We start from the raw sequence: 13959 nt of genomic DNA on the forward strand, positions 1-13959 counted from the left end.
GGTTTTGTCTATACCTGACTGGTATATAAAACCGGGTTTAGCGTGGGGTCGTTGTACATTTTCATTTGTCGGTACACCTTCATATACCGGTCGCCGTTGCGAATGTCTTCCAGAAGTTCGTCGAAGCACTGAGCTAGGTCATTTTCCTGTTCGAGAAGCACGGCTAGTTTTTGGCTGGCTTTCTGGCGGTGTTCATCGGATACCGACGGCCGGTCGACCTGCTCACGGAAGTGATAAATTTTAAGCTGCAATATCGACATCCTGTCCAGAAGCCAGGCGGGCGTCTCGGAGTTTAAGCGGGCACCGGGTTTTGGTGTAATAACCTGAAACTGTCCGAAGAACCAGCTATCTATTTGCTCTACAGTATCAGTCCGATCCTGGTTCGACTGGTCGATCCGTCGCTTTACCACTACCAATTCATCGGGATGTATGCTTGGGCTCCGAATAATATCCTCCAGATGCCATTGAACCGTATCGATCCAGTTTTTCTGGTACAGTAAAAAGGCAACATCTTCAGGCGAATAAGGGTTGCTGATCGGTGTATCGACGTGGTCGGTCAGGTGATAGTCCTGAATACTCTGACGGAATAGATTGTTAGCGAAAGTGGCGTTCATAGGCGGTTAGTCAACCGCAAAGATACGGGTTTTAACTGGTAATGTCCGAAGAGTCAACCACCTGTGTACCCTTTCGTGAACCCTGTCTACTAGCCCGCCTTTCTCTTTTATCTTGAATTTTATAACTATTTTTAGGTAATTTTGACTGTTTTTTGGTATTTAAACACTTGTTTAAAAAAACCATTTGAATATTTTGTTTGTTACTTATACACAACATACTTTTGACACGTCAAATGAAAAAACCCATGGATTGTCTATCGTCGAAGTCAACCGAATTACGCATCAGGGAAGCCGCCGAGCGGGTCTTTCTTGAGAAAGGATTCGACGGGGCTACCTCGCGTGACATTGCCGAAGCGGCCGGTATCAACATTGCACTGACGAACTACTATTTCCGCAGTAAGGAAAAGCTGTTCATGCAAATCTTTGAAGACTTGGTTCAATTGTTCTTCAATGGTATGGTCGAGATCATGAATAAACCGATCAGTTTGCGTGACAAAATTGCCGAGTTGATCGAACATGACTTTCAATTGCTCAAGAACAATCCCAACCTGTCGAACTTCATCATGAATGAGGTTCATCGGAATCCAGATCGGATGGCAAGTTGCATTGGCGTAATGAAAGAAATTCATCACTCCATGTTCGAGCAACAGCTACAGCATGAGATCAGCCTGGGTAACGTACGGCCTATTAAAGCATTGCATGTAATGCCCATGGCGTTTGCCAATATTCAGTTCTTGTTTATCGGAAAACAGATGCACATGAAAATGTGGCAAATGGATGAAGCTGCTTTTGAGGATTTTATCAATCAACACAAGCAGATCGTCATAGACATGGTTACGTCTTATTTGTTCGATTTTAAAAAGGAGTAATCCTTTTTTTTGCCCAATGATTAAACAAATATTTAAAATGAAAAATTAATAGATTTATTTAAAACGAAACGATTAAAAGTGCTATGAAAATTTTTCGATGGTATGTGTCTACCGCCCTTTTACTGGGATGTTCTGTGGTGAACGCGCAGGACGTTACCCTGGATCAGCTGATTAATAAAGCCCTGACGGGTAACTACAGTGTTCAGGCAGCCCGGTTGGATGAAATTAAAACCGATGCGCAAATCGCGGAGGTACGAGCCAATGCCCGTCCGCAGGTCAACCTCACTGGCGATTACAAGCGATATCTGAAAATACCCGGCCAAGTAGTACCTGCCTCGGCCTTTGGCGGGCCGGAAGGGTCATATTCAGTGCTGGCTTTCGGCTTGCCGTATAATCTGTCCACCAGTGTGCAGGCATCGCAGGCTTTATACAACCAGTCGCTGATGATTGCGACAAAAGTGGCGAAAACCAGCCGGGATCTGTCGGCCCTGCAAACGCAGAAAGCTAAAGAAGACGTAGCCTACAATGTATCTGCTACGTACTATAACCTCCAGACCACAGCTCAACAGATTGCCTTCCTCCAGAAAAACCTCGCTTCGACCGAGAGACTTATTCAGATTACGGACCTCCTTCGGCAAAACAAATTGGCTAAGGGAATTGATGTAGACCGCTTACAACTGAGTAAAACATCGTCACAAACGCAGATTGAATCACTTCAGGCAACGTATAATCAACTGCTGAATACGCTGAAACTACTGACCGGTATTCCCCAGGCAGACTCGCTTACTGTTCGAACGGCCATCGACGAGACGGTTCCCGTAACGCCCGCCAACGAATACACCATCAACCGCACCGACCTGCAATTGCTTGACCGCCAAAAAGACCTGAACGGGCTTGAACAACGAAACATTAAAGCGGGTTTTGTGCCGACTGTCTCTGCCTATGGACTGGCAAACAGCACGGTATATGCTACGGGTGGCGACAATTCTTACATCAAAAATGTACCCGGCTACTGGCTGGGCCTGCAACTGAACTGGAATGTGTTCGATGGCATGGCCCGTAAGGCTAAGCTAAGCCAGAAACGCATCGACGATCAGAAACTGGACGTCCAGCTTCGCCAGACCCGCGAGTCGATATCCATGGACATTGCTAACTCCCGGAATCAATTTCTGGTACAGCAGCGGAACTTGGGCACTAACCGGGGACAGGTGGCCCTGGCCGAAAAGGTGTACACCCAAACACAACTGCAATTTAAAGAAGGCACGGTCGACATTACCGACGTGGTGCAGGCCGAAAACTCTCTCCGCGAAGCACAGAATAATTTCCTCAATACGCTGGTGAGCCTGCGCACGGCCGAACTGGACTGGAAAAAGGCAACTGGAAGCTTAATCAATCAATAACCTGAAAAAAGCGATGAAACGGATTATCACAGTACTAGCCGTTATAGCTACGCTGGGTTTAACGGCCTGGACGTTGGTCAATAACAAAAAAGAAGTTGAAGAAAAAGTATACAAGCCGAATCCAGACCAGAAAGTAGGCGTTCGGACGGCGGTAGCTTCCCTACAGAATCTCTCGCAGGAAACGGAATTCCTGGGTTCGTTCTCGCCAAATCGGGAAATCGAAATCCGACCACAGGCCGGTGGTCAAATCGTTTCGCTGCCCATTGAAGAAGGGCAGACGGTGGGGGCCGGTCGCCTGATCGCTAAACTGGATGACGAACAATTGCGGTACCAGATTGAAGGGCTGATGGTGACGCTGGAAGGCTACCAGAATGACCTCAAACGCTATGAAGTGCTGGTAAAAGGCGACGCTACCCCCGCTATTAATCTAGAGCGCACCGAGTTGAGCATCCGTTCGACCCAGGCGCAGATTAAACAGCTTCAGAAACAACTGGCTAACACAACCGTTACGACGCCCTTCTCGGGAATTGTTACCGACAAAATGGTTGAGAAAGGATCGGTGGTTTCGGTGGGGTCGCCCATTGCCAAAATAACGGACATTTCGACGCTGAAGTTGGTGGTGCAGGTGCCCGAAAAAGCCATCAATCAGTTTCGCGTGGGGCAGTCGCTGCCCATTACGACGGAGGTTTATCCCGACGCCCGCTTCGTGGGTCGTATCTCGATGATTGCGGCTCAGGGCGATGCGGCCCACAACTACCCCATTGAAATTACGGTGCCGAACTCAGGTAAAAACCAACTGCGGGCGGGTATGTACGGCTCCATTGCTAACACCAACAAGTTGAAAGGGCAAACGCTGGCCGTACCTCGTCAAGCCATTGTCGGGTCGGAGAAACAGCCGCAGGTGTACGTGATCGAGCAGGGGAAAGCAGTTCTGAAACCGGTAAGTATCGGAACCACCACGAACGAATATTACGAAATAACGAAGGGACTTAACGCTGGCGATCAGGTCGTGACCAGCGGACAGATCAATCTGCAAAACGGTACACCGGTAACGGCTCAATAGAACTACACGTATGAAATTTGTCGAAACCATCATAAAACGCCCCTCGCTCATTATCGTGTTGTTTGCGATACTGACCATTGGCGGCCTGTTTTCGTATCGGTTGCTGAGTTATGAGTTGCTGCCGGAATTCTCAACGCCAGTTATCACCATAACGACCATTTATCCGGGAGCCGCTCCGTCTGAAGTGGAAACGGAGATTAGTAAAAAGATTGAAGATGCGGTATCGGGTCTGGATAATCTCGATGATGTGAAGTCCAACTCCTTCGAAAATGCATCGGTACTCGTAGTTCAGTTCAAAGCCGGAACCGATATTGACCTGGCTCTGCAGGACGCCCAGCGAGAAATTGATAAAATGGTGAGCGACCTGCCCGACGATGCCGAACAGCCGTCACTGTCGAAAATATCACCCAGCGATCAGCCCATCATGCAGTTGCTGGCAACTTCTACGCTGCCCAACGAAGTGTTCTATCAGCAGGTTGAAGATAAGTACCTGCCTGTTCTCCAGCAGATTAAAGGCGTTGCCGATATTACGATGGTGGGGGGCGACAAGCGTGAGATCCGTATCAACGTTGATGATGACAAACTGAATTATTACGGTTTGTCGTTGCTCCAGGTCTCGCAGGCCATTAACCAGGCTAATCTCGATTTCCCGACCGGGAAAGTGAAAAGCAACAGCGAGAATATGACGCTCCGGCTGGCGGGTAAATTCAGCTCACTGGACGACATTCGCAAGCTGGTGATTGTCACCCCGGCGAATGGCAGCCCCATTCGGGTGAGCGATGTGGCAAACGTAACCGACGGATTGACCGAAGCCACCAGCATCAGCCGCTTTAACGGGCAGGATGGTATCGGACTGTTTATCAAAAAACAGTCGGATGCGAACGCGGTGGAAATAAGCCGGATCGTGCAGGAGAAACTGGCACAGATTGAAAAAGAGAATACCAAAGACAAGGTTCATTTCGCTATTGCATACGATAGCAGCGTGTTTACACTGGCCTCTGTCGAAGCCGTAACCCACGATTTGCTGCTGGCCGTTGGTCTGGTGGCCATTGTGATGCTGTTGTTCCTGCACAGCTTCCGAAATGCGTTCATTGTCATGATTTCGGTACCGGCTTCGCTGATTTCGGCCTTCCTGTTCATGTTTGTAATGGGCTACTCGCTCAACCTCATGACGTTGCTGGCCCTTTCGCTAGTGATCGGTATTCTGGTCGATGACTCGATTGTAGTACTGGAAAATATTCAGCGACACCTCGAAATGGGCAAAGACCGCTGGCGGGCTACCCTCGACGGCGTCAGTGAAATCGGGTTCGCGGCCGTTGCCATTACGCTGGTGATTGTGGTGGTTTTCGTTCCCATTACCTTCGTGAACTCAGTCATTGCGGACCTGTTGCGGCAGTTCTCGCTCACGGTGGCGTTTGCCACGATGGTCAGCTTAGTCGTTAGTTTCACGTTGACGCCCTGGCTGACGTCGAAGATGGCCCGGCTGGAGCATTTGAATCCGAAAAATCCATTCCAGGCCTTTTTGCTCTGGTTCGAAAAAGGACTGACTGCGTTAACCAGCGTCTACCACCGCAGTTTAGGTTGGGTATTAACACATAAGTTGGCGTTTACCGGCATACTGGTGGCGATCTTCGTGTTCACCGGCTGGGTTATGAGTCTGGGAATCATTGGCTCGGAGTTCGTAGCGCAGGGCGACCAGGGTAAGTTTTTGCTCACGATGAAACTCGATAAGAGTGCCTCCCTTCAGCAAAACAACCTGATGGCCCGAAACATCGAAAACTACCTGCGGAAGAAACCGGAAGTCGAAACGATCTTCGCCAACGTGGGCGGTGCCAGTACTGGCATGAATAGCACCGGGCAGGGCGAAACGAACCGGACGGAACTGACCGTTCAACTCGCCGATGCCAGTGAACGCCCCGGCCATAAACTCACCGAGCAGTATATGATCGACGTTCGGCAGGAGCTTGAAGGAGAGTTTCCGGCCATCGAGTTCAATTCCTCGGTGGTGGGGATGGTCAACTCCGGTTCGGCACCAATTGAAATATTCCTAAGCGGCAACAACGTGAGCGAGAATCTGGCCGCTGCCGAAGAGCTTGCCAATCGAATCCGCAGAACCCCCGGTGCCAACGACGTAAATGTATCCGTTGAGTCAGGCAACCCCGAAGTGCGGGTCGATATTGACCGCGAAAAAATGGCGAAGCTGGGCTTGACGATTCAGACCGTTGGCGGCACCCTGCAAAATGCCTTTGCCGGGAACGACGACTCTAAGTTTCGCGATGGGGGCGAGGATTACGACATCCGGGTGATGCTCGATGCGTTCGACCGGAAGAACCCCGACGATGTCAAGAACATCAACTTTTTTAGTCCGTCTACCAACCGTCCGGTGCGGTTGGCTGAGTTTGCCAATGTTACCCTGAGTAATGGACCATCGTTGCTGGAGCGGAAAAATCGTCGCTCTTCGGTGACCGTGACGGCCAATACGCTGGGTACGGGCTCAGGTACGCTGACCAGCGTGATTCAGGCCGATCTGGCTAAAAATCCGTTGCCCGCCGGGGTAACAGTTAGCTGGGGTGGCGATGCCAAGAATCAGAGTGAAGGCTTCGGATCGCTGGGAATTGCCATGCTGGCCGGTCTGATGCTCGTGTACTTCATCATGGTGCTGCTCTACGACAGTTTCGTCTATCCGTTTGTGGTGCTCTTTTCGGTGCCTGTTGCGGTCATTGGTGCCTTGCTGGCCCTGGCGTTGACCTCCTCGAACATTGGTATTTTTGCCATGCTGGGGATGCTGATGTTAATTGGTCTGGTCGTGAAAAACGCCATTCTGATTGTTGACTTTGCCAATCAGCAGAAAGAGCAGGGTGTTCCGTTCCGGCAGGCCATCCTGCATGCGGGCGAAGAACGACTACGTCCAATTTTGATGACGACCATTGCCATGGTGATCGGGATGATTCCGATTGCCACCGCATCAGGGGCCGGTGCCGAGTGGAAAAACTCACTGGCCTGGGTGCTCATTGGCGGATTGAGCAGTTCAATGGTGCTCACCATTTACCTCGTTCCCATGATGTATTATGTTGTGGATCGGATAGGGGAGAAGTGGGTGGCCTTTCGGTCAAAAAAGCAGATCGGCCAGCCAATCCAAGCCGAGCAAGTTCAGGCCGAACCCGTTCAGGCCGAACCAATTCATTAGGTCACTTGCCCCCGCCACAAACGGTAAGCCGTGACGGGGGCGAGTCAATTGACTTTTATAAAAACTGTAAAATCCCAAACCGTAAATCATGACACTTTCTCAACTAAACGATCGCTTGTATAAAGTGCTGGCAGATATGGGTATCAATCAGAATGTATTGACTGACGGAGCCCATTTTAGCCGGGACTTAGGTCTCGATTCACTGGATATTACGGATCTGTTACTTCAGGTAGAAACGTATTTCGGTATTCGTATTCCAGACGAAGATTTCTGGAAGTTAGAAACGTTTGGACAATTGAAGGAGTATGTCGCCGGAGAAGTACTGCTTGACGGGAGTCGACTGGCTTAGAAAACGGTAACGACACATTAGTCAGGACGTATAGTCTTTATCGTTTTAATGACTTCGGGCAAGCGAACTCTACTGGAAAGGTATGGTATCAACCTGTCCAATACATTAAGTGGCGTGGATGGCGAACTATCCACGCCACTTAATGTATTGTTGTTACAAGTCTGCTAAATAGGTATTCTTAGTTAGTTTTACGAACTACCACAACCCTGTTGTTGTTGAACAACAAATCTATCTCACCTGCTTTCCCGAGTCTGATGTTCATTCATCGCTGGTACTGTCATAAACCAGACCGTTCGATTTATTACAGAAGAAGTGGGATCAGGTTATTTACGTCGGTATTACCGTGGGGTTCCTTAAATCGGGACGTCGGCAATGGCTTTAAGCAAGTGCCTGCCGCTTTCGGATTATCAACCGATACTTTACTCCCGATGCGGAAAATGTACTGGTGCTCCACAAGTGATTAATTGGTATGGAAACAACATTTACTCTCCCAAGATTAGATACATTATCGCTTCGGTTTCGGCTGTCATTCACCCCCTTTGTCAGCTTTTTGAAAGAACAGCGGCAGTTGGTGCCAACAGGGGGGCTCAGCGAATTATACACCTACCTGATCGGCCAGTTTACGGCGGCCACGGGTCTTTTCGATGAGGAGTCGGATGCAATCAGCGAGTCACGTCTGACGGAGCTTTTTCAACTGGCAACGCTGGCCGTGTTGCCCTTGAATCATACCGAACGCCAAATTCCATATGCGTTTGGGATACCGGTTCCGCTCACGTTGTTTCATTACTCATCGGCGTTTGAGAACCTGCTTAACCAGTTCCCGGACTTCCTGGTCGACTTGCCGGATCAAATACAGCAGGTAGACCGGCAACGACTGGCTTACCAGATGATACTGGAGAAATGTTATGCCGTTCATGTAGATCAGGTGGCCGGGCAGTCGTTTCGTTTTCAGAAAAAATTGAACGGCGTAACGAAATACTTCCGGCTCGACATCAATAACTCCTTTGTTCAGCCGCAGGTCGGGCAGATGCTGCCACCCCTGCAACCAGGCTGGATTGACTTTGCAAAGGGAGTAGGTCCGTTACCTACCAACGGGGAGGCATTGCCGCTGGAGCTGTTTACCTTCGAAGGGTTCTCTTTTTTTCAGTTGGAAGACGTCACCGAAACGGAAACTATTCAGCAGTTACGGGAGGTCTTTGTTCACCTCCATTCCGATACCGAACCCATAATCTACCATCGGTTCGAGTCGGCCCTGCGGAATCTCTGCGGCCAGCCCGACCTTCAGATCGGCATTATACCCATGCCGCAGGTGAACGGCCATTTTGTGTATCCGCCCAACAGCAAAAGCCGGAGCATTTTTCTCCAGTATGCGGGTGCTTCGGGTATGGATTACAAGAATCCTATGGCACAGGCAATGGTCCGGAAGCTAACCGGTAGTTCGGTGCCTTACCTGTTCCCTGACCTGAGCGGATTACCCGAACCGGTGCAGGAGGCCCTGGTTGGGAAAGGCATCCGAAGTTTCATGCTATATCCCATCGGGTCGGCCAATGAAGTACTGGGCATACTGGAAATGGGTAGTCCGCAGCCCTTCGCCCTAAACGACGATATGCTGACTAAAATTGAGCGCATTCTTCCCCTTATTCAGGAATTGCTGCGCTATCAACTCAATCAGTTCAACACGAATCTGGAACAGCTTATACGAAAAAAATTTACACCCCTGCAACCCGCCGTCGAGTGGAAGTTTTACGAAGCAGCCTGGTCTCAACTTAATCAGGAACAACGGGCTGGCGGCCTGAACGAAGCCATTCCGGTACGGTTTCCGGCGGTGTATCCGCTCTACGGAGCGGTCGATATCCGTAACTCATCGGTTGAGCGGCACAAGGCTGTTCAGCAGGATCTGGCTCGGCAGGTAGCCGCTGTAGAAGCTATTTTTTCGCTTCCCGAATTTCCCTCGAACTGGTCTCGTCCGGAAAAGCTCAGGGACGAAAATTTCGAATGCCGCCATAAACTGATGGCCGGACTCTTGCCCGAAGATGAACAGGAGGTATCCCTTTTTTTAACTGAAGAGGTGAATGCCTATTTTCGGTATTTACAGCCGCTTCAGCCACTGCTCGAACTGCCGATTCAACAGTATTTCGCACAAACCGATCCAGTAACGGGGCTTTTTAATCAGGCTTTGAAACGCTACGAACGAAGCATGGACTGGCTCAATGCCGCCGTCAATGAATACATCGACGAGGAAGAGAAGAATCTGCAAACAATCTATCCGCATTACTTCGAACGCTACCGGACCGATGGCACGGAGTACTCGATCTATCTCGGTCAATCCATCGCGCCCGATATGCCCTTCACCCCCGGCATTCGGCTGCGGTTGTTACAGTGGCAGTTGACCTCTATGGTTGAGGTGGCTCATCTGACGCACCGGCTCCTGTCGGGTCTGCCGCTCCCGTTGCAAACGACTCAGCTGATTCTGGCCTATGCCCAGCCCGTCGACATTAGCTTCCGGCAGGACGAGCGCCGGTTCGATGTAGAAGGTTCGTACAGCATTCGCTATGAAGTGCTGAAAAAACGGATCGATAAAGCATATATAGAAGGAACGCAGGAGCGGCTCACTCAACCCAACACCATTGCAATTGTGTACAGTCATTTATCTGAAGTAACGGATTATCTGCCGCTTATTGCCGATATGCAGGCTAGTGGGGCACTGCTGCCCGAGCTGGAATACCTTGACCTTGAGCCCCTACAGGGCGTGGCTCACCTGAAAGCACTGCGCGTTCATATCAACTACACTGACTCCGCACAATGATGAGAAAAACGGAGACAGTAATGTATTTGCTTAGTTGCTTAGTTGGTTTGATAGGCCACCCGACAAGCGTTTCGGGGCAGTCGGTTCCGGCTGATTCCATTCGGCATCGGGTTGTGCTCATTGGCGATGCCGGTCGGTTACGAAATGGTAAAAACCCCGTTGTCGATGCCGTACGGGCTCGTTATGATTTCTCAAATTCCCGAACGACGCTCCTCTACCTCGGCGATAATGTGTACCCGCATGGGGTTTCCGACGAAAGCAGTCCCGATTATACGACAGAGGCCGCCATCCTGCGGTATCAGATAAGCCCCGGCTTGTGGTCCAGAAATGGGGCTAAATCGTCCAGAGTCTTATTAATACCTGGTAATCATGACTGGGGTCAGGGCAGTACTGACGGCTGGGAGCGGATTGTTCGGCAGGGTAGGTTGATCGATAGTCTCAACGTGCCGAATATCCGTCTGCTTCCGGCGGATGGGTGCCCCGGCCCGGAAGAGATTACCCTAAGCCCAAGCCTGCTGTTAGTCATTCTGGATACGCAGTGGTGGCTTCATCCCTACTCAAAACCGGGTCAGGATTCGGACTGCGCCTGCAAGAGTCAGGATGAAGTCATTGCCCGGCTGTCGGATATTGCGTATCGGAACAAGGGAAAGGCCATTATTGTGGCCACGCACCATCCCTTTCGTAGCTACGGGATTCATGGCGGGTACTACACCCTCAAGCAGCATATTTTTCCGCTGACGGAGTTTTCATCGAAACTGTACATTCCGTTGCCGGTTATTGGCTCCATCTACCCGCTGGTGCGCGGAGTGTTTGGCAATATTCAGGATTTGCCGAATCCGACCTATAAGCACATGGTAGAGGTGATGGAGAAAGCCGTGGCACCAGCGCCCAATGTGGTGTTTGTGTCGGGCCACGATCATGCCATTCAACACATTGTCGACGGGTCGCGCAACTACATTGTGAGTGGTTCCGGCATCAACCGCGAGCGAGTGAAAAACGGGACGCTGGCCCGGTTTGTGAGTGGCGAATGGGGGTATGTGCTGCTGGATGAGCTAACGAATGGGACACTAAAAGCGACTTTCTACACCGTCGATGAAGCCGCTGCGGCCACCGAAGCCCATGTCGCCAGACTTTTCGCCGTTCCACCCATGGGTGATTCAACAACGTCAATGGTGAAAACGCCAATTTGGCAGGATAGCGTACAAGTAGCTATTGCCCCGGCCTACGATAGCGTTGGCTCCATTCATCGTCTATTATTTGGTGCCAATTATCGGAAAGAGTGGGCTACCACCGTAAAGTTGCCCGTCTTCGACCTGACCCGTACTCAAGGTGGCTTTAAAATTTTGCAGCGGGGGGGCGGTCAGCAGACAAAGTCGCTGCGGCTGGAAGATGCCAGCGGGAAGGAATGGGTGTTGAGGAGTATCCAGAAAGACCCGGCCGGGGCGTTGCCCGCTCCGCTGCGCGAAACCATTGCCAAAGATGTGTTGCAGGATGAGATTTCGGCTGGTCACCCGTTTGCGCCCCTGGTAGTCCCCACACTGGCGGAAGCCGTCGGCCTACCCCACGCCAATCCGAAGCTCGTGTATGTTCCCGACGATCCGGCGCTAGGCATCTATCAGGCCGATTTTGGCAAGACCGTTTGCCTCTTCGAAGAGCGAAATCCCGGTGATGGCAAGTCCATCAGCACCATAAAAGTCCTCGACGCCCTCGAAAAGGATAATGACGACCGAATCGATCAGCGTGCCGTTCTGCGGGCCCGCATGCTCGATCTCTTCATTGGCGACTGGGACCGCCACGAAGACCAGTGGCGCTGGGGGAGCCGGAAAACAGCCAATGGTAAAATTTATTATCCCATTCCCCGCGACCGTGACCAGGTGTTTTTCCGGGCGGGCGGGTTATTTCCGGCTATAGCCTCGGTGCCCTGGCTACAACCCAAATTTCAGGGTTTCACGACCAAACTGGGTAATATAAACGGGTTCATGAACAACGGCCGGTTCTTCGACCGGCTCTTCATGCACGAACTTAGCGCCGATGAGTGGATGGTCGAAATTGCCGACCTCCGCGATTTGCTGACCGACGAGGTGCTGCAACGGGCCATCAATCAACTTCCCGACACCATCCGGCAGGAATCGGGCAACCGGATTCTTGAAACGCTTAAAGTCCGGCGAGGCTGGCTGCTCGAAAAAGCGTTGGAATATTACCGGTTTCTGGCCAAAGCGGTCGACATTCCCGGTTCGGATAAAAAAGAACTGTTTCGGGTGCAGCATATCAACGACGATCAGTTGATCGTTTCGGTATTCAAAATAACCAAGGATGGGTCGGTTGGACCGCAACTGTACAGCCGCACGTTCGATGCGTCGATTACGAAAGAGATTCGGCTGTACGGCCAGAAAGGCGACGATCGTTTCGAAGTGAGCGGCTCGGAAGCGGCCAGCATCGTCGTTCGGCTGATCGGCGGAAAAGGCGAGGATACGTTTAGTGTAGAGGGCCATCCTGGGAAACCGCTGATTTATGATCTGAGTACAGAAGCGAACATACTACCGGCTCCCCACCTGGCCCATTTGCATCTGTCGACTGATAAAGCCGTCAATAAATACGACCCCCATGTGTTCAAATATGACAGGTTGCTGCCCCTCGCAACCATCGGCTATAATCTGGATGATGGGTTGCTGCTTGGCGTGGGGGGGCAATGGATAAAACAGGGCTTTCGAAAAACACCCTATGCGTCGATGAACCGCCTGATGATCAGCCGGGCGCTGGCTACCGAAGCGATTTCGATTAAGTACGATGGGATTTTTACCGATGCTATTGGTAAGAATGACTTGTGGATAAATGCGTCGGTCAAAGCACCCGACAATGTGACCAACTTCTTTGGTCCCGGCAACGAAACTATCTTTGAGAAAGAGCGCCGAATTCGCTACTACCGGACCCGCTACGATCTGATCAACTTCGCTGTGCTACTTAAACGGGATGTTGGTGCCCACATGCAGGTATCGGTGGGGCCGGTTTTTCAGCACTTCAGTTTGGACACCGATGAAAATAAAGGACGCTTTATTGAGCGTTATGTCAACCAACTGCCTAATTCGGAGAAGTTTCTGAGACGGGAAAGCTACGGCGGGCTGCAGGCTGGGTTGCAGATTGATCAGCGCAACAGACCTGTGCAGCCGTCCCGAGGGTTCTATTGGAACACCAATTTGCTGGGAATGCAGGGCTTTAGTGAGCAAGCGAATCACTTTACGCAACTACGGTCGGAGCTGGCGGTATACACCAGTTTCAGTCAGGCGGCTAATTTTGTATTGGTCAACCGGGTTGGTGGAGGACTGACCTATGGTGATCCGGCGTTTTATCAGTTACTTTATCTGGGCGGACAGGATAACCTGAGGGGCTTTCGAACGTATCGGTTTGCCGGAAACAACCTATTTTATTACAATCTGGAAGCTCGATTAAAACTGTTCGATTTTCAGTCGTTCCTCTTTCCGGGGAGCGTAGGCTTATTAGCGTTCAACGACGTTGGACGGGTATGGCTCAAAGGCGAAAATTCGAAAAAATGGCACAACGGCTATGGAGGTGGCCTGTATGTAACCCCCGCCAGCCTGTTGCTGGTAACGGCCTCCGTTGGCTTCTCGGACGAAGGGGCGCTGCCATATGTGTCGCTGGGTTTCCGATTCTGA

Annotated in this window: 8 protein-coding genes; 7 read left to right on the forward strand and 1 reads right to left on the reverse strand. The window is 50.9% G+C overall.

From position 1 onward, the window contains the following. Positions 1–8 precede the first annotated feature (8 nt). On the reverse strand, positions 9–614 hold the full coding sequence (locus NT073_RS14215) for a DUF4254 domain-containing protein (protein WP_297374578.1): 606 nt from the start codon (positions 612–614) through the stop codon (positions 9–11). A gap of 233 nt (positions 615–847) precedes the next feature. Between NT073_RS14215 and NT073_RS14220 the strand changes: the two genes are divergently transcribed. The 7 genes from NT073_RS14220 to NT073_RS14250 all read left to right on the forward strand — a co-directional run bounded on the left by NT073_RS14220 (position 848) and on the right by NT073_RS14250 (position 13959). Further along, positions 848–1483, forward strand: a complete 636-nt coding sequence (locus NT073_RS14220; protein ID WP_012927364.1) for a TetR/AcrR family transcriptional regulator — start codon at positions 848–850, stop codon at positions 1481–1483. 83 nt (positions 1484–1566) lie between these two features. Then, on the forward strand, positions 1567–2883 hold the full coding sequence (locus NT073_RS14225; RefSeq protein ID WP_297374583.1) for a TolC family protein: 1317 nt from the start codon (positions 1567–1569) through the stop codon (positions 2881–2883). A gap of 13 nt (positions 2884–2896) precedes the next feature. After that, positions 2897–3946, forward strand: coding sequence for an efflux RND transporter periplasmic adaptor subunit (locus tag NT073_RS14230; RefSeq protein ID WP_297374585.1), 1050 nt, complete (start codon positions 2897–2899; stop codon positions 3944–3946). A 10-nt stretch (positions 3947–3956) separates the two neighbouring features. Continuing rightward, positions 3957–7133 carry an efflux RND transporter permease subunit gene (locus tag NT073_RS14235; protein WP_297374587.1) on the forward strand — a complete coding sequence of 1059 codons (3177 nt, stop codon included), beginning with the start codon at positions 3957–3959 and terminating at the stop codon, positions 7131–7133. Between the two features lie 88 nt (positions 7134–7221). Further along, complete coding sequence (locus NT073_RS14240; RefSeq protein ID WP_297374590.1) at positions 7222–7482, forward strand: acyl carrier protein; 261 nt, start codon at positions 7222–7224, stop codon at positions 7480–7482. A 469-nt stretch (positions 7483–7951) separates the two neighbouring features. After that, the gene (locus NT073_RS14245; protein WP_297374593.1) at positions 7952–10288 is read left to right on the forward strand and encodes a GAF domain-containing protein; all 2337 of its coding nucleotides are present in this window, start codon (positions 7952–7954) and stop codon (positions 10286–10288) included. After that, on the forward strand, positions 10285–13959 hold the full coding sequence (locus NT073_RS14250) for a BamA/TamA family outer membrane protein (protein ID WP_297374596.1): 3675 nt from the start codon (positions 10285–10287) through the stop codon (positions 13957–13959). Before NT073_RS14245 ends, NT073_RS14250 begins: the two co-directional genes overlap by 4 nt.

The sequence above is a fragment of the Spirosoma sp. genome, from assembly GCF_026391055.1.
Lineage (GTDB): Bacteria > Bacteroidota > Bacteroidia > Cytophagales > Spirosomataceae > Spirosoma.

What these genes read in the sequence shown, in the direction of transcription:
- NT073_RS14215 (WP_297374578.1), bottom strand. Translation starts at nt 614, where the DNA reads ATGAACGCCACTTTCGCTAACAATCTATTCCGTCAGAGTATTCAGGAC.
- NT073_RS14220 (WP_012927364.1), top strand. Translation starts at nt 848, where the DNA reads ATGAAAAAACCCATGGATTGTCTATCGTCGAAGTCAACCGAATTACGC.
- NT073_RS14225 (WP_297374583.1), top strand. Translation starts at nt 1,567, where the DNA reads ATGAAAATTTTTCGATGGTATGTGTCTACCGCCCTTTTACTGGGATGT.
- NT073_RS14230 (WP_297374585.1), top strand. Translation starts at nt 2,897, where the DNA reads ATGAAACGGATTATCACAGTACTAGCCGTTATAGCTACGCTGGGTTTA.
- NT073_RS14235 (WP_297374587.1), top strand. Translation starts at nt 3,957, where the DNA reads ATGAAATTTGTCGAAACCATCATAAAACGCCCCTCGCTCATTATCGTG.
- NT073_RS14240 (WP_297374590.1), top strand. Translation starts at nt 7,222, where the DNA reads ATGACACTTTCTCAACTAAACGATCGCTTGTATAAAGTGCTGGCAGAT.
- NT073_RS14245 (WP_297374593.1), top strand. Translation starts at nt 7,952, where the DNA reads ATGGAAACAACATTTACTCTCCCAAGATTAGATACATTATCGCTTCGG.
- NT073_RS14250 (WP_297374596.1), top strand. Translation starts at nt 10,285, where the DNA reads ATGATGAGAAAAACGGAGACAGTAATGTATTTGCTTAGTTGCTTAGTT.